The sequence below is a fragment of the Stutzerimonas kunmingensis genome (assembly GCF_032106285.1).
In the GTDB taxonomy this organism is placed as follows: Bacteria; Pseudomonadota; Gammaproteobacteria; order Pseudomonadales; family Pseudomonadaceae; genus Stutzerimonas; species Stutzerimonas kunmingensis_B.
This window is the reverse complement of sequence record NZ_DAMCPO010000012.1, coordinates 38024-59774: the sequence shown is the minus strand read 5'-3', so window position 1 is coordinate 59774 and position 21751 is coordinate 38024. Positions and strand designations below refer to the sequence as shown.

Genomic DNA, 21751 nt, shown 5'->3' with positions numbered 1-21751 from the left:
ATAGCTGCAAGGCTTCAAGCAGTTTCGATTGGCGGGAAATTCTTGACGAGATCATCCAGCTGCTTGAGCTGGGTAAGGAAAGGCTCGAGCTTGTTCAGGCGCAGCGCGCACGGGCCGTCGCATTTGGCATTGTCCGGATCGGGGTGCGCTTCGAGGAACAGCCCGGCCAGGCCCTGGGACAGGCCGGCCTTGGCCAGATCGGTGACCTGGGCACGACGACCACCCGCCGAATCGGCGCGACCGCCCGGCATCTGCAGGGCGTGGGTGACATCGAAGAACACCGGGTATTCGAACTGCTTCATGATGCCGAAGCCGAGCATGTCGACGACCAGATTGTTGTAGCCGAAGGAGGAGCCGCGTTCGCAGAGGATCAGCTGATCGTTGCCGGCTTCCTCGCATTTGCGCAGGATGTGCTTCATCTCCTGCGGCGCGAGGAACTGCGCCTTCTTGATGTTGATCACCGCGCCGGTCTTGGCCATCGCCACGACCAGATCGGTCTGCCGGGAGAGGAAGGCCGGCAGCTGGATGATGTCGCAGACTTCGGCAACCGGCTGCGCCTGCCAGGGCTCGTGCACATCGGTGATGACCGGCACTCCGAAGGTCTTCTTAACTTCCTCGAAGATCTTCATCCCTTCTTCCAGGCCCGGGCCGCGGAACGAGGTGATCGAGGAGCGATTGGCCTTGTCGAAGCTGGCCTTGAACACGTAGGGGATGCCGAGCTTCTCGGTCACCCGCACGTACTCTTCGCAGGCCTGCATGGCCAGGTCGCGGGATTCCAGCACGTTGATGCCGCCGAACAGCACGAACGGCTTGTCGTTGGCGATCTCGATGTTGCCTACGCGGATGGTCTTCTGGCTCATGCCTTCTTCGCCTTGTGTTCCAGCGCTGCCTTGACGAAACCGCTGAACAGCGGATGGCCGTCACGCGGCGTGGAGGTGAATTCAGGGTGGAACTGGCAGGCAACGAACCAGGGATGATCCGGAGCCTCGACCACTTCCACCAGCGCGCCGTCGCCGGAACGCCCGGTAATCTTCAGGCCCGCTGCCTGCAATTGCGGCAACAGGTTGTTGTTCACTTCGTAACGATGGCGATGGCGCTCGACGATGCGCTCCTGGCCGTAGCACTCGAATACGTTGGAGCCGGCTTCGAGGCCGCATTCCTGCGCGCCAAGACGCATGGTGCCGCCCAGATCCGAGTTATCACTGCGGGTTTCCACGGCACCGCTGGCGTCTTCCCACTCGGTGATCAGACCGACTACCGGGTGACCACTGTCCTTGTCGAACTCGGTGGAGTTGGCGTCGGACCAGCCCAGCACGTCACGGGCGAACTCGATGACCGCGACCTGCATACCCAGGCAGATGCCCAGATACGGGATCTTGTTCTCACGGGCATAACGTACCGTCGCGATCTTGCCCTCGACGCCGCGCAGACCGAAACCGCCCGGCACGAGAATGGCGTCGACACCTTCCAGCAGGCTGGTGCCCTGATTCTCGATGTCTTCGGAGTCGATATAACGCAGGTTCACTTTGGTACGGCTCTGGATGCCAGCGTGGCTCATCGCCTCGATCAGAGATTTGTAGGCGTCCAGAAGTTCCATGTACTTACCGACCATGGCGATGGTGACTTCCTTCTCCGGGTGCAGCTTGGCATCGACGACACGATCCCATTCGGAGAGATCGGCACCACGACACTCCAGGCCAAAGCGCTCGACCACGTAGTCATCGAGGCCCTGGGCATGCAGGATGCCTGGAATCTTGTAGATCGTATCGGCGTCCGGAAGGCTGATCACCGCGCGCTCTTCGACGTTGGTGAACAGCGCAATCTTACGCCGCGAGGAAACGTCGATGGCACGATCAGAGCGGCAGACCAGTACGTCAGGCTGCAGGCCGATGGAGCGCAGCTCCTTCACCGAATGCTGCGTAGGCTTGGTCTTGGTTTCGCCGGCAGTGGCGATGTAGGGCACCAGCGTCAGGTGCATCAGCATGGCGCGCTTGGCGCCCACTTCGACGCGCAACTGGCGAATCGCCTCAAGGAACGGCTGCGACTCGATGTCCCCGACGGTGCCGCCGACTTCAACCAGGGCAACGTCGGCATCGCCGGCGCCCTTGATGATGCGACGCTTGATCTCGTCGGTGATGTGCGGAATGACCTGAATGGTCGCACCCAGGTAATCACCCCGGCGCTCGCGGCGCAGCACGTCTTCGTATACGCGACCGGTGGTGAAGTTGTTGTTCTGGGTCATGCGGGTGCGGATGAACCGCTCGTAGTGCCCCAGATCGAGATCGGTCTCGGCGCCGTCGTGGGTGACGAACACCTCGCCGTGCTGGAACGGGCTCATGGTGCCCGGATCGACGTTGATGTAAGGGTCAAGCTTGAGCATCGTGACCTTCAGGCCCCGCGCCTCCAGGATGGCCGCCAATGAAGCCGAGGCGATGCCTTTCCCCAATGAAGAAACAACACCACCCGTGACGAAGATGTAGCGCGTCATGAAAAACCCTAGAAGTCTGCGTTAAGCGGCCGGCGCCGCCGGGGGAAAGCGAAGATGCCATTGCTCGCGAGCGGCAATAGCGCAACTGCCACGGATTCGAAGAAACCGCAGAAGCTGTATTGAGACGGGAGCGTAGTCTACCGGAAAGGCCTTATCAGCTCAAACCACTTAGAAGTCCGGCACGCACCAATACAGGGCGAACCGCCCGTTAGCCAGGAGTGGCAGATTGGCTACGCCGATCAGTTCATCATTGCAGTAAAGCAATGGCAGACGACTGCGCGCAAAATGGGGAACGCCAGCCTCGTTAAGCAGACGTTTCAGGTCGCGCCGGCCGCGGCCAGGCACGAGAAGCGCCTCGCCACCGTGCCGATAGCGGACCTGGAGTTTACCGGCAGGTGGCTCACCCTCCCCTCGAAGCATGCCATTGCCTGGGAGATCCAGGGCTGTGGACGGATCCGACCAGTCGATCGGCTCGACAACCGGCTCAAGCCAGCTATCGGGCAGCCACCAGACCCGCTCGCCAGTGCGCTGCAGCTCGCCCCCTGCCAAGCACCATCGCGGCGTGGCATCCGGCCGGGCATTCAGCAGCGACGCCCAGCCGGCCCAGTGATCCTCATCCGGCGCCAGCGTGAAGCTCGCCAGCCAATGACGTAGCGCGTTGCGCTGACGCACCGGCGTCAATGCTCGCAACGGCGGTAGCGCAAGGCTGGGCAGGCGCAGCCACTCAAAAGCGCTGGCCATGTTCGCAATGAGCAGATCCTGTTGCGCCAGCTCGTCCAGCAGTTGCTGCGCTTCAGTCATATGAGCCGCTGCTCGAGCCATACTCGAAGCCGCCTGCGGCCAGCGCCGCTTTAAAAGCGGCATGACCTCGCAGCGCAGAAAATTACGCGAATAGTTGTGATCCTGATTGCTCGGATCCTCGACCCAGCGTAATGCGTTGCGCCGGGCGTAAGCCTCGAGTTCGATGCGCGATACCCCGAGAAGCGGTCTCACCAGCCTGCCCAGACCTAGCGACCGCTCCACCGGCATCGCTGCCAGACCGCGCACGCCAGCCCCTCGGAGCAGACGAAACAGCACAGTTTCGGCCTGATCGTCACGGTGTTGACCTGTCAGGAGCAACTCGCCCACCCCCAGGCATTCGGAGAACGCTTCATAGCGAGCCTCGCGCGCCGCACGCTCCAGGCTTGCGCCAGGCACGACCTTCACGCGGACCATCTGCAAAGGAACGTCTAAGCCGTCGCAGATCGCCTGGCAATGCGCCGGCCAGCCGTCACCAGCGGCTTGCAGACCATGATGCACATGGATCGCGCGAATCGCAGGCAGCTCATGCTGTCCAGCGAGCCGTACCAGCAAATGCAACAGGACGGTCGAATCAAGACCACCAGACAACGCGACCCACCACGTCGGTGAACCACGCCAGGGTGCGAGAGCTGAAAGCAGGAGGGAGTCGAGGGACATACGAGCGCTTCGATGACCGGCGTTGACGGCAAGCATAAAGCCCGGCGGCAGAAGCAGCGATAGGACGTTGGGGGCGATCAACCCACTGGCTTACGCGCCTCGATTCCGAACGGCGAAAATCGAGACGCGAATCAGGCGTGACGGATCAGGCGATACCGTAGCTCATCAGGCGCTCATAGCGGCGCGCGAGCAGCGCATCGGTATCCAGCGACTTGAGCATATGCAGCTGGCTGTTCAGCTGCTCACGCATGGCCGCCGCCATGACGGCAGGATTGCGGTGGGCGCCGCCCAGAGGCTCCGGGATCACCTTGTCGACGATGCCCAGGTCCTTGAGACGCTCAGCCGTCACACCCATGGCCTCGGCCGCTTCAGGTGCCTTCTCGGCGGTGCGCCAGAGAATCGAGGCGCAGCCTTCCGGCGAAATCACCGCGTAGGTGGAATACTGCAGCATGTTCAGCTGGTCGCAGACGCCAATAGCCAGGGCTCCGCCAGAACCGCCCTCACCGATCACGGTGGCAATGATCGGCGTCTTCAGACGTGCCATGACGCGCAGGTTCCAGGCAATGGCCTCGCTCTGGTTGCGCTCTTCGGCATCGATACCCGGATAGGCGCCCGGGGTGTCGATGAAGGTCAGGATCGGCATCTTGAAGCGCTCGGCCATCTCCATCAGACGGCACGCCTTGCGGTAACCCTCGGGGCGCGGCATGCCGAAATTACGGCGAACCTTCTCGCGCACCTCACGACCCTTCTGATGACCGATGATCATCACCGGCTGTCCGTCCAGACGCGCAGTACCGCCCACGATAGCGGCGTCATCGGAGAAGTGGCGATCACCGTGCAGCTCTTCGAACTCGGTGAACAGGTGATTGATGTAGTCGAGAGTGTAGGGGCGCTGCGGGTGGCGAGCCAGGCGGGCGATCTGCCAGCTGGTCAGATTGCCGAAGATGCTTTCGGTGAGCGATTCGCTCTTGTCCTGCAGGCGGGCAATCTCATCGCCGATGTTCAGCGAGTTGTCGTTACCAACCAGGCGCAATTCTTCGATCTTGGCTTGCAGGTCGGCGATCGGCTGTTCGAAATCCAGGAAATTCGGGTTCATAGGCATCCGTCATGCGTCGACGGCCAGGCGGCCGGGAGGCTGTTCCGTTTTTTGCGCCTTACCTTACGGGACGGGCGCATTCAGGTCGAACAAAAATTGTTCTGAACCATGACCCGGTCATCACCGGGCCGTTCGGGCCTGACCCGGAAAGCGCCATCGGCGACCTTCCGGGCCTCGGCCCTCTATCGGTATTGCAGGAAGACGTTGTCGCGTCCGAACTGGTCACGCAATGCCTGAATCAAGTTGTCGGCCGGGTCGATCCGCCAGGCTTCACCGAACTGCAGCAGGGCACGCGCGTCACGACCGGTATATTCCAGCGTAATCGGGCAGGCCCCGCGATGACGGCCACAGACCTCGGCCAGCCAACGCATGCGCTCACCCTTGAGCGCTTCACCAGCGACCTTGACCCGTAGACTTTCGGCGAGCCCGGTGCGCGCCTCTTCCAGGCTCATCACCCGCTTGGCGCGCAGCCGCAGGCCACCGGAAAAGTCATCGTTGCTTACCTCGCCCTCCACCACGACCAGCGCATCGGTTTGCAACAACGCCTGAGCAGTATTGAAAGCCTCGGCGAACAGTGACGCCTCGATGCGCCCCGAGCGGTCATCCAGGGTGATGAAACCCATCTTGTCGCCCTTCTTGTTCTTCATTACCCGCAGATTGACGATCAGGCCGGCAATGGTCTGCTCGCCACGCGCCGGACGTAGATCGACGATGCGCTGGCGTGCGAAGCGCCGCACCTCGCCCTCGTATTCATCGATCGGGTGACCAGTGAGATAGAGGCCGAGGGTGTCCTTTTCACCTTTCAGACGCTCCTTCAGAGACAGCTCGCGCGCCTTGCGGTGGTTGGCGTAGACGTCAGCTTCGGGCTCGGCGAACAAGCCGCCAAACAGGTCCATGTGGCCGCTCTCAGCGCTGCGCGCCGTCTGCTCCGCGGCCTGCACCGCTTCTTCCATCGCCGCCAGCAAAACCGCCCGATTGCGGTCGATGTTGGCCTGATAGGCCTTGACCTCTTCGAAGAAATACGGACCCAGACGATCCAGCGCACCGGAACGGATCAGCGCCTCGAGGGTACGCTTGTTGATGCGCTTGAGGTCGATACGCGCGCAGAAATCGAACAGATCCTTGAACGGCCCGCCTTCTGCTCGGCATTCGGCGATGGCCTCTACGGGCCCCTCACCGACGCCCTTGACCGCACCAAGGCCGTAGACGATACGACCGTCATCGTTCACGGTGAACTTGAATTCGGAAACATTCACATCCGGCGGATCGATGCGCAGCTTCATGCTGCGGCATTCCTCGATGAGGATCACCACCTTGTCGGTGTTATGCATATCCGCCGAAAGCACGGCAGCCATGAACGGCGACGGGTAATGCGCCTTGAGCCAGGCGGTCTGATAGGAAACCAGGCCATAGGCGGCCGAGTGCGATTTGTTGAAGCCGTAACCGGCGAACTTTTCCACCAGATCGAAGATGTTGCCTGACAGCTCCTTGTCGATGCCGTTGTTGGAACAGCCTTCGATGAAACCACCGCGCTGCTTGGCCATCTCCTCGGGCTTCTTCTTGCCCATGGCGCGGCGCAGCATGTCCGCACCACCCAGCGTATAGCCGGCCATGACCTGTGCGATCTGCATCACCTGTTCCTGGTACAGGATGATGCCGTAGGTGGGCTTGAGCACTGGCTCCAGCCCGGCGTACTGGTAGTCCGGGTGTGGATAGGAGACTTCGGCACGCCCGTGCTTGCGGTTGATGAAGTCGTCCACCATGCCCGATTGCAACGGACCGGGACGGAACAGCGCCACCAGTGCGATCAGGTCTTCCAGGCAGTCGGGCTTGAGCTTTTTGATCAGCTCCTTCATACCGCGGGATTCGAGCTGGAATACCGCGGTGGTCTCGGCCTTCTGCAGCAACTGGTAGGTTGGCTTGTCATCCAGCGGGATGAAGTCGATGTTGATCGGCTCCAGGCCCTTCTTGGCCTGTTCGCGGTTGATAGTTTCCAACGCCCACTTGATGATGGTCAGCGTCCGCAGGCCGAGGAAGTCGAACTTCACCAGACCGGCCTGCTCGACGTCGTCCTTGTCGAACTGGGTCACCAGGCCGCCACCCTCCTCGTCGCAGGCGATCGGCGCGAAGTCGGTGAGCTTGGTTGGCGCGATCACCACACCACCGGCGTGCTTACCGGTACCGCGGGTAATGCCTTCGAGCTTGAGCGCCATCTCCCAGATTTCCCGGGCGTCCTCGTCAACGGCGAGGAAGTCGCGCAGCGGCTCCTCCATTTCGTAGGCCTTTTCCAGCGTCATGCCGACTTCGAAGGGAATCATCTTCGACAACCGATCAGCCAGGCCGTAGGACTTGCCCTGCACCCGCGCCACGTCGCGCACCACGGCCTTGGCCGCCATGGTGCCGAAGGTGATGATCTGGCTGACCGCATTACGGCCATATGCCTCGGCCACGTAATCGATGACCCGGTCGCGACCATCCATGCAAAAGTCGACGTCGAAGTCGGGCATGGAAATACGTTCGGGGTTGAGGAAGCGCTCGAACAGCAGGTCATAGGCCAGCGGATCGAGGTCGGTGATCTTCAGCACGTAGGCGACCAGTGAGCCGGCACCCGAGCCACGGCCTGGGCCGACCGGTACGCCGTTGTTCTTCGCCCACTTGATGAAGTCCATAACGATCAGGAAGTAACCGGGGAAGCCCATCTGGATGATGGTGCCCAGCTCGAACTCAAGGCGATCGATGTAGACCTGCTTCTTCGCCTCGTAGTCAGGAGTGTCCTTGGGTAGCAGCACCTCGAGGCGTTCTTCCAGTCCTTCAAACGACACCTGACGCAGGTAGTCGTCGATGGTCATGCCCTCGGGCACGGGGAAGTTCGGCAGGAAGTAGGTACCCAACTGCACTTCGATGTTGCAGCGCTTGGCGATCTCGACGGTGTTTTCCAGCGCCTCGGGGAGGTCGCTGAACAGCTCGGCCATCTCTGCCGGAGTCTTCAGATACTGCTGATCAGAGTAGGTACGCGGCCGCCGCGGATCGTCCAGAGTTCGGCCTTCACCGATGCATACGCGGGTCTCGTGGGCCTCGAAGTCTTCCTGCTTGAGGAAACGCACGTCGTTCGTCGCGACCAGCGGCGTACCGCTGCGCTCGGCGAGCGCGACTGCAGCGTGCAGATACTCTTCGTCATTGACTCGGCTGGTGCGCTGAACTTCCAGGTAGAAGCGGTCGGCAAACACATCGCGCCATTCAGCCAGACGCGATTCGGCCAGTGCTTCGTCGCCATTGAGCAGCGCCTGGCCGACCTCTCCCTCCCTGGCGCCAGACAAGGCGATCACACCTTCGGCGGCCTGCTTGACCCAGTCGCGCTCGATGATCACCAGATCGTTGCGCTGGCCTTCGGTCCAGCCGCGAGAGATCAACTCGGTGAGATTGCGATACCCCTTGGGATTCATCGCCAGCAAGGTCAAGCGGCTGAGAGGACCGTCCTCGTCACAACCAGCCATCCAGATATCGGCACCGCAAATCGGCTTTATGCCGGCGCCCTGCGCGGCTTTATAGAACTTGACCAGCGAGCACATATTGCTCATGTCGGTCACCGCCACTGCCGGCATGCCACCTGCCGCGACCGCCTTGATCAGCGGCTTGACCCGAACCAGCCCATCGACCAGCGAGTACTCGGTATGCAGACGTAGATGGACGAAGGAAACAGGCATGAACAGACCTTGAGCTGGCAGAACGACAAGCGCGGAATTGTACCGGAAAGCACGGACGGGCTGGCGACCGCGCTAACGGTAGCCGACACGGCAAAAGGGTGTTCGGCGGCCCAGGACTTCATGAAGCACCTGGCTGGCCCGCGTACAGTTACCAGCTAGACCAGCAGCACGCTGGCCGGGATGTCGGTCTCGACAACTGCCTGCTCAAGCAGCGTACGCACGGGGGCGAAAGAGCGCCGATGAATGGGCGTTGGTCCTAGCCGACGAAGCGCTTCCAGATGGCTTGGAGTCGGATAACCCTTGTGCCCGGCCAGCCCATACCCCGGATAGCAGAGATCCAGGGCCTGCATTTCGCGGTCACGACTGACCTTGGCCAGGATGGATGCCGCAGCGATAGCCGGCACCTGACCGTCGCCCTGGATCACCGGTGCGCTGGGCACGTTCAGCTGAGGGCACCGATTGCCATCGATGAGTGCCAGCCGCGGCGTGACACACAGTCCATCAACCGCACGCTGCATGGCGAGCATCGTGGCGTGAAGGATATTCAGCTGATCGATCTCTTCGACCTCGGCTCGGGCAATGCACCACGCCACCGCCTTTTCGCAGATCTCGTCGAACAACGCTTCACGACGGGCTTCGCTCAGCTTTTTCGAGTCGTTGAGGCCTTTGATCGGACGCGCGGGATCGAGGATCACTGCGGCGGTCACTACAGGACCACACAGCGGCCCGCGCCCGACCTCGTCGACGCCGGCAACCAGCTCTTCGACCAGATTGAAATCGAGCCCGAACTGCATCAACGAACTCCAACCAGGCGCAACACGGCATCGGCGGCCTGACTCGACGCATCGCAACGCAGGGTGCGATGAATACTGTCGAAGCCTTCGGTTTGCACGTCACCATCGTCCAGCAGTGGCGACAGAGACTGCGCAAGCGCTTCGGGGGTAGCGGCGTCCTGCAGCAACTCGGGAACCAGCAGACGCTGGGCCAGCAGGTTGGGAAGCGCAACATAGGGGCTCTTCACTAGCCGCCGGAGGATGCGGTAAGTCATTGGCGCTACGCTGTAAGCCACCACCATAGGACGTTTGAACAACAGCGCCTCAAGCGTTGCCGTACCGGAAGCAATCAACACGGCGTTGCAGGCGGCCAATGCTTCATGGGACCGGCCATCGAGCAGGGTCAGCGGTAAATCACGCGTAACCAGCATCTGCTCAAGCTGCAGCCGCCGCTCGGGGCTGGCGCAAGGCATGACAAAACGAATCCCGGGACGCATGGCGCGCAACCGCTCGGCAGCGAAAAGGAACAGATCCCCCAGGCGAGCGACTTCGCCGCCCCTGCTACCGGGCATCAGCGCGACGACCAGGCCATCCGCTGGCAATCCGAGCGCTTGCCGTGCCGCGGCACGATCGGCGCAAAGCGGAATGGCATCAGCCAGGGGATGACCGACGAAGCGAACAGGTACCTGGTGCTCGTCGTAGAACCTGGCCTCGAATGGAAACAGCGTGAGCATCAGATCGCAGGCGTCACGGATCTTCAGTACCCGCTTCTGACGCCAGGCCCAGACCGACGGACTGACGTAGTGCACGGTCTTGATTCCGACCCGACGCAGCTTGAGCTCAAGCCCGAGATTGAAGTCCGGCGCGTCGATGCCGATGAATACATCCGGCCGCTGCTGGATCAGCGTGTCCACCAGGCGTTTGCGGCGGGCCAGCAGCTCCGGCAAACGACCAAGCACTTCGACCAGGCCCATCACTGCCAGACGCTCGAGCGGAAAGTACGACGGCAACCCTTCGGCCTGCATGCGCGAGCCGCCGACCCCGATGAATTCGACATTCGCGTGCTGAGCCTTCAGCGCCTGCATCAGGCCTGCACCAAGGATGTCACCGGAGGACTCCCCGGCTACCAAGGCAACCCTGAGCGGCCGGTTCATCTCAGCGGGTGATGCCACGAGTTGAAGCCTGGATCGAGTCGCGGAAGATCGCAACCTCGGGGAATGCCGCTGCACTTTCGGCCAGCTCGGTGAGTGCGGCCTCCACGGTCAACCCTTTGCGGTAGACGACCTTGTAAGCGTTGCGCAGGGCGTGAACGGCTTCGGCGCTGAAGCCACGACGACGCATGCCCTCGAAGTTCATGCTGCGCGCCTCCGCCGGATTGCCGAACACGGTGACAAATGCCGGTACATCCTTGCCGATCGCCGTGCCCATACCGGAAAAACTATGGGCGCCGATATGGCAGAACTGATGTACCAGGGTGTAACCGGAGAGAATGGCCCAGTCGCCCACATGGACGTGACCGGCCAGCGCGGTGTTGTTGACCAGAATGCAATGATTGGCGATCACGCTGTCGTGGCCGATGTGAGCATAAGCCATGATCAGGTTGTGATCACCGAGGGTGGTTTCGGAGCGATCCTGCACGGTGCCGCGATGGATGGTAACACCCTCGCGAATCACGTTGTGATCGCCAATCACCAGGCGCGTCGGCTCACCCTTGTACTTCAGATCCGGCGTATCTTCGCCAACCGAGGAGAACTGATAGATGCGATTGTGCCGACCGATACGGGTCGGCCCTTTGATGACCACATGCGACGCGATCACCGTACCCTCGCCAATTTCGACGTCCGGACCAATGATCGACCATGGGCCGACCTGGACGTCATCCGCCAAGCGAGCCGCAGGGTCGATGATGGCGCGAGGGTCGATCAAACTCATATCTTCTGTTCCGCGCAGATGATTTCTGCCGAGCAGACCGGCTTGCCCTCGACGCTCGCACGACAATCGAACTTCCAGATGCCGCGTTTGGCGCTGATGAAGGAAGCTTCCAGCACCAACTGATCGCCCGGAACCACCGGCTGACGGAAGCGCAGCTTGTCAGAGCCGACGAAATAGTAAAGCGTGCCATCGGCTGGCTTGACGCCCATCATCTTGAAACCAAGCAGACCGGCCGCCTGCGCCATGGCTTCGATGATCAGCACGCCTGGCATGATCGGATGCTGTGGAAAATGCCCATTGAAGAACGGTTCGTTGATGGTCACGTTCTTGTAGGCACGAACGCGCTTGGCCTCGACGTCCATCTCCGTCACACGGTCCACCAGCAGGAACGGGTAGCGGTGAGGCAAATATTCGCGAATCTCGTTGATATCCATCATGTCAGGAAAGAGCCTGTAAAAAAGTATAGGGCCGCCTGCGCTGAAAGCCCGCGCGAGCACTGACAGGCATTAACCCCGAAAAAAACCGGATCAGACGGTAAGCTCAGGCATCAGAAGCCGGATTCTGACCCTGAGTCACGGTAGCCAGGCTTTTCTCCAGCTGTTGCAGCCGGCGAGCCATGTCATCCAACTGACGAATACGCGCCGCACTCTTTCTCCAATCGGCAGCATTCTGCATCGCCGTGCCCGAGGAGTAGCTTCCGGGTTCCGTGATCGAGCGCGTGACCATCGTCATACCCGTCACGAACACGTTGTCGCACACTTCGATGTGCCCAACCATGCCGACGCCACCGGCGATCATGCAATTGCGTCCGATCTTGGTGCTACCGGAGATGCCGGCACAGCCAGCCATCGCCGTGTTGTCACCGATCTGCACGTTGTGCGCGATCATGATCTGATTATCTAGCTTCACGCCGTTGCCAATCAGCGTATCGGAAAGGGCGCCGCGGTCGATGGTGGTATTCGAGCCAATCTCCACATCATCCCCGATACGCACACCGCCGATTTGAGCGATCTTCTGCCAGGCACCTTTTTCCTTGGCGAAGCCGAACCCCTCACCACCGATCACGGCACCGGACTGGATCACCACGCGCTTACCGATCTGCACGTCGTGATAAAGCGTGACTCGCGGTGCGAGTCGCCCGCCAGCGCCGATTCGGCTACGGGCGCCGACGAATGACTGCGCACCGATCACCACATCCGCCTCGATGGTTGCGCCGGACTCGATCACCACATAGGGACCAATGCTGGCCGACGAATCTACATAAGCATCGGCAGCGACCACCGCCGTCGGGTGAATGCCGCTATTCGCTACCGGTCGAGTCTCGAACAGGTGCGACGCGCGCGCATAAGCCAGATAGGGGTCGCTAATGACAATTGCCGCGCCTTCGTAGCCTTCAGCATCAGCGGGAGCCAACAACACCGCGGCGGCCTGGGTGGTCGACAGGTACTTGCGATACTGAGCATTGGCAAGGAAGCTCAAATGCGCCGGGCCCGCCTCCTGCAGGGTAGCGAGCCCGCTAATAGCCTGGTCAGCATCGCCGCGCAGGGTGCCACCCAGTTCCTCGGCCAGCTGGCCGAGTGTATAGACTGCGCCTGCCATATCAGCGCAGCTGATTCATGCGCTCGATGACCTGGCGGGTGATATCGAACTGCGGTTTGACATCCACCACGGCACCACGCTCGAACACCAGGTCGTAGTTGCCCTTCTTGATGACTTCTTCGACAGCCTGATCAAGCTTCGGCTTGAGCTGCTTGAGCATGTCCCGATCCGCCACAGCCTTTGCCTCGTTCAATTCCTTGGACTGGAACTGGAAGTCACGGGCCTTTTGCTTGAATTCGAGCTCCAGACGTTCACGCTCGGCCTGCTGCATCTTGTCGCCGTCCTTTACCAGGCGATCCTGAATACGCTTGGCGTCGCTTTCGAGTGTTTTCAGCTTGCTCAGTTGGGGGCCGAACTTCTTCTCCGCGTCGACCGCGTAACGTTTGGCCGCATCCGACTCAAGCAGCGCCATCTGATAGTTCATGACGGCGATCTTCATTTCGGCAAATGCTGGGGTCGCTACCAGCGCGGCAACGACGAAAAACAGTTGAGTCAACTTACGCACGGTAAACACCACTCCTGAAAGAAAACACTGAGGCATCACGCCGCAATGTTAGAACGTTTGTCCCAGCGAGAACTGGAATACCTGAGTATCGGCCTCGTCCGGCTTGACCACCGGCATAGCCAGACTGAAGCTCAGCGGGCCCATTGCGGTAATCCAGGTCAGACCTACACCCACCGAGCTGGCCATATCGCCGAAGTCGATATCGCTGCAATTACTCGACTCTGTTGGGCAATTGGTGTTGTACACATTACCTACGTCCCAGAACACTGAAGTACGCAGCGAGCGCTGATCCTTGACGAACGGCATGGGGAACAGCACTTCCAAGCCCCCCTGGATGAGTACGTTACCACCGAACGGGAGCGGGTCTTGGTCAGGATCGCGAATCGTTCCAGGCTGTCCGCCAGGATTACCTTCACCTCGGCTAGGCGTGCTACGCGGGCCAAGGCTGCTATCCTCGAAGCCGCGTACCGAGTTGAAGCCGCCGGCATAGTAATGCTCGTAGAACGGCAGGCTCGAGGTCGAGCCGTAGGCATCCCCGTAACCCAGGCGCGTATGCATGCGCAGGGTGTAGTCCTTGCTCATCGGCACGAACAGCTGGCCGTTGTAGTCGAGCTTGTAGAAGGACAGGTCGCTACCCGGAATCGTGCTTTCGAATACCAGGCTCTGCGAATGACCGCGAGTTGCGAGCACGCCGCGATTGAGGGTCGACTCGGACCAGCCTGCAGATGCCTTGAAATTGAGGAAGCTGTCGCCCTCCTCTTCCATGAACTTGAAGATCTCGTCCACGGTATAACGGCCAGTATCAAGATCATCCTGCTGCACAGTCAGGCCGAATGACAGTCGAGACGTCTCGCTGATCGGGTAGCCGATGTTGATGCCGCCACCAAGGCTATCCACCGAATAACTGGAAACGTCGTAATCGAGCTCGTCGTAATCGGTGGTGCGATAGAAGGCGTTATACCCCAGGCTGACACCGTCTTCGGTCCAGTAGGGGTCGACGAAACCGAAGTTGTAACGCGTCTGGTATTCGCTGCGGGTCAAGCCCAGGGAGACCCGATTACCGGTACCGAGGAAGTTGTTCTGGCTGATGGAGCCACCCAGAATCAGGCCTGCGTTCTGCGCAAAACCGATGCTGGCCATGATCGAACCGGACGGTTGCTCCTCGACGCTGTAGTTGACGTCGATCTGATCATCCGTACCTGGAACCTGCGGCGTTTCTACGTTCACTTCCTTGAAGAAGCCCAGGCGCTCGAGACGAGTCTTGGATTGGTCGATCAAATAGGTCGACGCCCAACCACCTTCCATCTGGCGCATCTCGCGACGCAGCACTTCATCTTCGGTCTTGGTATTCCCGCGGAAATTGACGCGATTGACGTACGCACGCTTACCCGGATCGACGACGAACGTGATCGACACCGTATTGTCTTCGTCGTGAGCTTCAGGAACACCGTTGACGTTGGCAAAGGTATAGCCTTCGTTACCCAAGCGCCGGGTAATCAGCTCGGAGGTGGTAGTCATCACCTTGCGCGAGAACACCTGACCTTCTTTTGCCAGCAACAGCGCCTCGATCTCTTCCTGCGGAACCTTGAGATCACCGCTCAGCTTGACGTCGCGCACGGTATAGCGCTCGCCTTCGTCGATGTTCACGGTGACATAGACGTGCTTCTTGTCTGGCGTTATGGATACCTGGGTCGAGGTGATATCCATGTTGATGTAACCGCGATCCAGGTAATACGAGCGCAGGCGTTCCAGGTCACCGGAGAGCTTTTCACGCGCGTACTTGTCGTCGTTGCGGAAGAACGACAGCCAGTTTGTGGTCTTCAGCTCGAACAGATCCACCAGATCTTCGTCCGCGAAGACAGAATTGCCCACGATATTGACGTGCTTGATCGCCGCCACCGAGCCTTCGTTGATCTTGATCTTCAACGCCACCCGATTACGCGGCTGCGAAATGACCTCGGTTTCGATGGTCGCCGAATAGCGCCCCTGGGCAACGTACTGGCGCTGCAGTTCATTACGTACACCCTCGAGCGTGGCCTGCTGAAAGATTTCCCCTTCGGCCAGACCGGACTGCTGCAAACCTGACAGCAGATCTTCGGTCTTGATCGCCTTGTTGCCTTCGATCTCGATGCCGGAAATGGATGGTCGCTCGACTACGCTGATGACCAGCACATCGCCATCCCGCCCCAGCTGAATATCCTGAAAGAAACCGGTTCGAAAGAGCGCACGAGTGGCATCGACGAGGCGATTGTCATCGGCAGGCTCACCCACGTTCAAAGGCAGAGCGCCGAATACGCTGCCGGCGGAAACCCGCTGCAGGCCATTGACCCGGATATCGGAAATAGTGAAGGACTCAGCGTGAACTTCGGCGATCATCAATGCGGAGATAACCGCAGGTAGCAGCAGACGTTTCATGAAGTCCTTTCTTATTCAAACCTGATAAATGAACCGGCGATTCGGCATGGCGACACTACGGATTCGGCATTACAGACGGCCAAGGTCATTGACCAGTGCAAGCAGCATCACCCCAACCACCAGGCTGATGCCGATCTGTACTCCCCATCCCTGTACCCGCTCCGACAGAGGACGTCCGCGGACCCACTCGACGAGATAGAAGAGCAGATGGCCGCCATCGAGCACCGGGATAGGCAATAGATTGAGAACCCCCAGACTAATGCTCAGATAGGCGAGGAAATTGAGGAAATCCCCTAGCCCCGACTGGGCAGAAGCGCCCGCCACTTTAGCAATGGTTATCGGACCGCTCAAGTTTTTTACCGAGAGCTCCCCGAAGAGCATTTTCTTCAGCGAATCGAGGGTCAGCAGGCTCATGGTCCAGGTGCGCCTTACGCCTTCGACCACCGCTTCAAGAGGACCGAAGCTGACTTCGCGCAGCATTTCCGCTGGCCATTCACCACCTTCGACACCCGCCCCCAGATAACCGCGGCGCGCATCGCCTTCACCACGCGCGGCCAGCGTCAACGACACCTCGAGTCGCTCACCGGCGCGCTCCACCTGCAGGGATACCGGCTCACCGGGCAGCACCTTGACTGCGTCGATCACCTGCTGCCAATCGTCCAGTGGCTGCTGATCCATACTCAACAGGCGGTCACCGAGACGAATACCTGCGGCCTGCGCCGGACCTTCAGGGTCCAACTGAGCGACCACTGGGACAATCTGAGGGCGCCAGGGTCTGATTCCGAGCGAGGTGATCGGGTCCGGCTCCTCCACGCCTTTCAGCCAATTTTGCAATGGGATCTGCAAGTGCTGCTCGCCAGAACCGACAAGCTCTCGCACCGTTATATCGAGCTGACCGCTCTCGCCCAGGCGCCGTACCAACTGTAGATTGACCTCGGACCAGCCGCTGACTGGCTTGCCATTGACCGCAACGATCTCCTGATCGACCGCCATCCCCGCCTGAGCAGCGAGACTGCCTGGCGCGACAGCACCAACAACAGGCCGCACCTGTTCGCTGCCAAGCATCGCCAGCAGCCAGAAGAACACCATGGCTAACAGGAAATTGGCCAACGGCCCGGCGGATACGATAGCGAAGCGCTGGCGGACGCTCTTGCGATTGAATGCACTGTCGAGCAAAGCGGGAGGCACGTCGCCCTCACGTTCGTCGAGCATCTTGACGTAACCGCCAAGCGGTATCGCAGCGATGACGAACTCGGTGCCCTGCCGGTCATGCCAGCGAAGCAGCGGACTACCGAAGCCAACGGAGAATCGCAGCACCTTCACGCCACAGCGACGGGCAACCCAGAAATGACCGAATTCGTGAAAGGTCACCAACACCCCGAGCGCAACGAGGGTGCCGATGATCATGTAGAGCGCGCCCATATTTTCCTCCGGGAGTGGGTCTGTTGACGTTTCGCTGCAAGCCGCGAGGCCGGCAGACCCTATCGCCCGCGGCAGCTCAACCAGTGGTCGGCAGTTTCACGAGCCTGGTTGTCAGCTGCCAGTACATCTTCAAGGCAGACAGTCGGAACCGATGCCTCTCGATTCAACACGTCGTCGATGATACTCGCGATCTCGGTGAAGCGGATGCGTCGATTGAGAAAGGCGTCAACCGCCACTTCGTTCGCGGCATTGAGCATCGCCGGCGCCGTACCACCGGTCTCCGCGGCCAGGCGAGCAAGCCGCAGACAAGGGAAGCGCAGGTTGTCCGGCGCCTGGAAATCCAGTCGCACAACCTGCAACAGATCCAGCGCCGACACACCGGAATCGATTCGCTCCGGCCATGCCAGCGCATGCGCAATCGGCGTACGCATGTCGGGATTGCCGAGTTGCGCGAGCACCGAACCATCCACGTAGTCCACCATAGAGTGGATAACGCTTTGCGGGTGAATCACCACCTCGACCTGATCTGGTCGCGCGCTGAACAACCAACAGGCCTCGATCAGCTCAAGCCCCTTGTTCATCATGCTGGCCGAATCCACGGAAATCTTGCGCCCCATCGACCAGTTGGGATGAGCACAGGCCTGCTCCGGCGATACATCCGCCAGATGCTGCGGCGCAATATCTCGAAACGGCCCGCCAGAAGCGGTGAGCAATATCCGTCGCACACCGACAGCACCAAGCCCACGGGCATAATCGGATGGCAAGCATTGAAAAATCGCGTTGTGTTCGCTATCGATCGGCAGCAACACCGCATCGCTATCGTGCAGTGCCTGCATGAACAACGCACCGGACATTACCAGCGCTTCCTTGTTCGCCAGCAACACCCGCTTGCCTGCCTGCACGGCGGCGAGAGTCGGCTTCAGCCCAGCGGCGCCGACGATTGCAGCCATCACGACATCGACCTCGGGATGGCCCGCCACCTCGCTCAGACCGCCCTCGCCGCTCAGCACTCGAGTCGCAACGCCATCGGACTGCAACTGCCCCTGCAGCACGCCCGCTTGCGCTTCATCACCGACCACTGCGTAGCTCGGACGATGCTTGAGGCAGAGCGAACGCAGGTCGGCGAGCCGGCTGAAGCCGGTCAGCGCAAATACGCTATAGCGATCGGGATGACGAGCGATGACATCCAATGTGCTAAGTCCGATCGAACCGGTCGCCCCCAGCACGGTTATCTGTAGAGGTCGTGTCACAGCACGCCCCAGCCAGCAAGCCAAAGAAGCACCGCAAAGATCGGAATGGCCGCGGTAAGACTGTCTATGCGATCCATTACACCGCCATGCCCGGGCAGCAGCTGACTGCTGTCCTTGATGCCCGAGCTACGCTTGAACATGCTCTCGGTGAGGTCACCGATCACCGAGATCAACACCACCATCGCCGCACCCAGCAGCCCTAGCACCAGCTCTCGCACCGACCAGCCGCGGTAAATGCCAACCGCCAGCGTGATCAGCAGACTGGTCAACAGGCCACCTATCAGCCCCTCCCAGCTCTTGCCAGGACTGACCTGCGGTGCAAGCTTGCGCTTGCCGAACGTCTTGCCGGAGAAATACGCCCCGATATCCGCAGCCCAGACCAAAATCATTACGGCAAGGATCAACCAGTTACCCAATGGCCATTGCTTGAGCACGACCAGTGCCTGCCACGACGGAAGCAGAATCGCCAGACCGATCACCAGACTGCCAGCGGAGCCACCCCAGAGACGACTGCTCTGCGGATAGGTCAACACCAGATAGGTTGCTGCCAGCCACCAGAGCACGGCGAGCGCCAACAGCCAGGGGGCCAGTGCCGGAAGTTGATACAGCACGGCAAGCAGCACCACGACCAGCGCCGCATAACCGATTCTCACCGGCTGGCCCGCGAACCCGGCCAACCGGGCCCATTCCCAGGCACCTAGCGCAACGACCAGCCCAATGAAGATGGCGAAAGCGAGCCCATGAAGGAGAAAGAACCCAATGATCGCGACGGGCAGAAGGATGGCGGCGGTGATGATGCGCTGCTTCAGCATTCGGCCTTGACCTCGCTTTCGACCTGTTCGCCCGTTTTGCCAAATCGCCGCTGTCGAGTGGCGAAATCGGCGAGCGCCTTGCGCATGGCAACGTGCTTGAAGTCGGGCCAATAAAGATCGGAAAAATACAGTTCCGCATAGGCGAGCTGCCAAAGCAGGAAATTGCTGATGCGCCGCTCACCGCCGGTGCGAATGCACAGATCGGGCAACGGCATGTCGCCGGTCGCCAGATAGCTCTGAAACAGAGCAGGCGTAATTTCTGCCGGATTCAGACGCCCGGACTGCGCCTCGGCAGCCAAGTGCTGAGCCGCCTGAAGAATGTCCCACTGCCCACCGTAATTGGCGGCAACCTGGAGGACGAAACGATGATTGGCGGAAGTCATCTCTTCCACCTCCAGCATCGCGGCCTGCAATTCGGGATGGAAACGGGCACGATCCCCGATGATGCGCAGGCGAATGCCGTTCTCATCGAGCTTGCGCGCCTCACGCCGCAACGCCGACAGGAACAGTTCCATCAGCGCACCGACTTCATCTGCCGGGCGCTGCCAGTTCTCGCTGGAGAACGCAAACAGTGTCAGCACCTCGACGCCGGAATCGGCGCAGACCTCAATCACGGCGCGAACCGCGTCGACACCGGCTTTATGCCCGGCCACACCGGGCAGCAAACGCCTCTTCGCCCAGCGATTGTTGCCATCCATGATGATCGCCACGTGACGGGGTACATTCCGCCCGGCGATCTGCCTGACCTTTTCCATGAACAACTCTACTTGCGCTAAAACACGCTGCGAACCAAAAGAAAAAGCTGCAAGCAACAGCTCTGGGGCATCTGCACTGTCGCATCACGAACCGGCCCCCCGATTCAGGACACGACAGCAGCGATTCGATGCCGGCCTTATACGGCCATCAGGTCGCCTTCTTTGGCTTCGAGGGCCTTGTCGATCTCGGCAACGTACTTGTCGGTTAGCTTCTGGACGTCATCCTGGCCACGACGTTCCTCGTCCTCACTGATTTCCTTTTCCTTGACCAGGTCCTTCAGCTGCGCGATCGCATCACGGCGGATGTTGCGCACTGCGACTCGGGCGTTCTCGGCCTCTGCGCGGGCCTGCTTGGTGTAGCCCTTGCGGGTCTCCTCGGTCAGCGCGGGCATCGGCACACGAATCGTGGTGCCAGCGGTGGCCGGATTCAGCCCCAGGTCCGAGGTCATGATCGCCTTCTCTACCGCCTGGATCATGCTCTTGTCGAACACTGTCAATGCCAGAGTGCGGGAGTCTTCGGCGATTACGTTGGCAACCTGACGCAGCGGAGTGTCGGAACCGTAATAGGAGACCATAACGCTATCGAGAATACTGGGATGCGCACGGCCGGTACGGATCTTGGCGAATGCATGGTCCAGCGATTCCAGGGTTTTCTTCATGCGCTCCTGCGCGTCTTGCTTGATCTCGTTGATCATTCTTTCGATTCCTCGATCAGGGTTCCTTCAGCGCCACCTAGCACGATGTTGAGCAGGGCGCCGGGCTTGTTCATGTTGAAGACCCGCAGCGGCATGTTGTGGTCACGGCACAGACAGATGGCTGTCAGATCCATCACGCCAAGCTTGCGATCCAGCACTTCGTCGTACGTGAGCTCGGCAAATTTCTCCGCATTCGGATCCTTGAACGGATCTGCGGTGTAAACACCATCGACCTTGGTGGCCTTGAGCACGACATCCGCCTGGATCTCGATCGCACGCAGACAGGCGGCCGAGTCGGTGGTGAAGAATGGGTTGCCGGTACCGGCGGAGAAAATAACCACCTCGCCGGTCTTCAAATGACGCATCGCCTTGCGACGGTCATAGTGATCAGTCACACCGACCATGGAAATGGCAGACATGACCAGCGCCGGGATGTTCGAACGCTCAAGCGCGTCGCGCATGGCCAGCGCGTTCATCACAGTGGCCAGCATACCCATATGGTCGCCGGTGACGCGATCCATACCGGCCGCCGAGAGCGCAGCACCACGAAAGAGGTTGCCACCACCGATGACCAGTCCGACCTCGACGCCGATGCCCACCAACTGGCCGACTTCCAGAGCCATACGGTCAAGGACCTTGGGATCTATGCCAAAGTCTTCGGAGCCCATCAGGGCCTCGCCGCTCAATTTGAGCAGAATGCGTTTATAGCGAGGATTGCGTGCACTCATCTGCTGAGCCATTGGCGTGTTATCTCCTGCGGCGTGCTGTGATGAAGTCTGAATGACTCAGACCAAAAAATATCTGCGCTTTGACAGCTCAACCCGGGGTTGGTGCCAGGCGATGACTA

At 60.4% G+C, this 21751-nt stretch carries 18 protein-coding genes; all 18 read right to left on the bottom strand.

The genetic code is table 11. The annotated features are described in order from the left end of the window. Positions 1-14: 14 nt before the first annotated feature. Positions 15-860, bottom strand: a complete 846-nt coding sequence (gene kdsA, locus RT582_RS11515) for a 3-deoxy-8-phosphooctulonate synthase (protein ID WP_041013559.1) — start codon at positions 858-860, stop codon at positions 15-17. Continuing rightward, positions 857-2488: a CTP synthase gene (locus RT582_RS11510; RefSeq protein ID WP_014819917.1), complete on the bottom strand. Its 1632-nt coding sequence runs from the start codon at positions 2486-2488 to the stop codon at positions 857-859. The genes kdsA and RT582_RS11510 overlap by 4 nt, the downstream gene beginning before the upstream one ends. 168 nt (positions 2489-2656) lie before the next feature. Continuing rightward, on the bottom strand, positions 2657-3946 hold the full coding sequence (gene tilS / locus RT582_RS11505; RefSeq protein ID WP_313477535.1) for a tRNA lysidine(34) synthetase TilS: 1290 nt from the start codon (positions 3944-3946) through the stop codon (positions 2657-2659). Between the two features lie 145 nt (positions 3947-4091). Further along, positions 4092-5042 (bottom strand): acetyl-CoA carboxylase carboxyltransferase subunit alpha, encoded by a 951-nt coding sequence (locus RT582_RS11500; protein ID WP_014819915.1) that lies wholly within the window; start codon positions 5040-5042, stop codon positions 4092-4094. A gap of 182 nt (positions 5043-5224) precedes the next feature. Next, the gene (gene dnaE, locus RT582_RS11495; RefSeq protein ID WP_313477456.1) at positions 5225-8746 is read right to left on the bottom strand and encodes a DNA polymerase III subunit alpha; all 3522 of its coding nucleotides are present in this window, start codon (positions 8744-8746) and stop codon (positions 5225-5227) included. 155 nt (positions 8747-8901) lie between these two features. Then, positions 8902-9540 carry a ribonuclease HII gene (rnhB, locus tag RT582_RS11490; protein ID WP_278349229.1) on the bottom strand — a complete coding sequence of 213 codons (639 nt, stop codon included), beginning with the start codon at positions 9538-9540 and terminating at the stop codon, positions 8902-8904. Beyond that, the gene (lpxB, locus tag RT582_RS11485) at positions 9540-10673 is read right to left on the bottom strand and encodes a lipid-A-disaccharide synthase (RefSeq protein WP_313477533.1); all 1134 of its coding nucleotides are present in this window, start codon (positions 10671-10673) and stop codon (positions 9540-9542) included. Before lpxB ends, rnhB begins: the two co-directional genes overlap by 1 nt. 1 nt (position 10674) lies before the next feature. Then, the gene (gene lpxA, locus RT582_RS11480; protein WP_003299358.1) at positions 10675-11451 is read right to left on the bottom strand and encodes an acyl-ACP--UDP-N-acetylglucosamine O-acyltransferase; all 777 of its coding nucleotides are present in this window, start codon (positions 11449-11451) and stop codon (positions 10675-10677) included. Then, entirely contained in the window at positions 11448-11888 is a 441-nt protein-coding gene (gene fabZ / locus RT582_RS11475) for a 3-hydroxyacyl-ACP dehydratase FabZ (protein WP_003299359.1), read from the bottom strand. The genes lpxA and fabZ overlap by 4 nt, the downstream gene beginning before the upstream one ends. 103 nt (positions 11889-11991) lie before the next feature. Next, a complete protein-coding gene (gene lpxD / locus RT582_RS11470) occupies positions 11992-13050 on the bottom strand; it encodes a UDP-3-O-(3-hydroxymyristoyl)glucosamine N-acyltransferase (protein WP_313477453.1) in 1059 nt (352 codons plus the stop codon). Between the two features lies 1 nt (position 13051). Continuing rightward, positions 13052-13555: an OmpH family outer membrane protein gene (locus tag RT582_RS11465; RefSeq protein WP_313477451.1), complete on the bottom strand. Its 504-nt coding sequence runs from the start codon at positions 13553-13555 to the stop codon at positions 13052-13054. Between the two features lie 48 nt (positions 13556-13603). Beyond that, the gene (gene bamA, locus RT582_RS11460; protein WP_125897183.1) at positions 13604-15970 is read right to left on the bottom strand and encodes an outer membrane protein assembly factor BamA; all 2367 of its coding nucleotides are present in this window, start codon (positions 15968-15970) and stop codon (positions 13604-13606) included. Positions 15971-16039: 69 nt separating this feature from the next. Then, on the bottom strand, positions 16040-17392 hold the full coding sequence (gene rseP / locus RT582_RS11455; RefSeq protein ID WP_313477449.1) for an RIP metalloprotease RseP: 1353 nt from the start codon (positions 17390-17392) through the stop codon (positions 16040-16042). 59 nt (positions 17393-17451) lie between these two features. After that, positions 17452-18642 (bottom strand): 1-deoxy-D-xylulose-5-phosphate reductoisomerase, encoded by a 1191-nt coding sequence (gene ispC, locus RT582_RS11450; protein ID WP_313477447.1) that lies wholly within the window; start codon positions 18640-18642, stop codon positions 17452-17454. Next, on the bottom strand, positions 18639-19454 hold the full coding sequence (locus RT582_RS11445; protein WP_313477445.1) for a phosphatidate cytidylyltransferase: 816 nt from the start codon (positions 19452-19454) through the stop codon (positions 18639-18641). The genes ispC and RT582_RS11445 overlap by 4 nt, the downstream gene beginning before the upstream one ends. Continuing rightward, complete coding sequence (uppS, locus tag RT582_RS11440; RefSeq protein WP_014819906.1) at positions 19448-20209, bottom strand: polyprenyl diphosphate synthase; 762 nt, start codon at positions 20207-20209, stop codon at positions 19448-19450. The genes RT582_RS11445 and uppS overlap by 7 nt, the downstream gene beginning before the upstream one ends. Before the next feature lie 137 nt (positions 20210-20346). Next, positions 20347-20904: a ribosome recycling factor gene (gene frr / locus RT582_RS11435; RefSeq protein WP_014819905.1), complete on the bottom strand. Its 558-nt coding sequence runs from the start codon at positions 20902-20904 to the stop codon at positions 20347-20349. Continuing rightward, positions 20901-21644 carry a UMP kinase gene (pyrH, locus tag RT582_RS11430; RefSeq protein WP_014819904.1) on the bottom strand — a complete coding sequence of 248 codons (744 nt, stop codon included), beginning with the start codon at positions 21642-21644 and terminating at the stop codon, positions 20901-20903. Before pyrH ends, frr begins: the two co-directional genes overlap by 4 nt. Positions 21645-21751 lie beyond the last annotated feature (107 nt).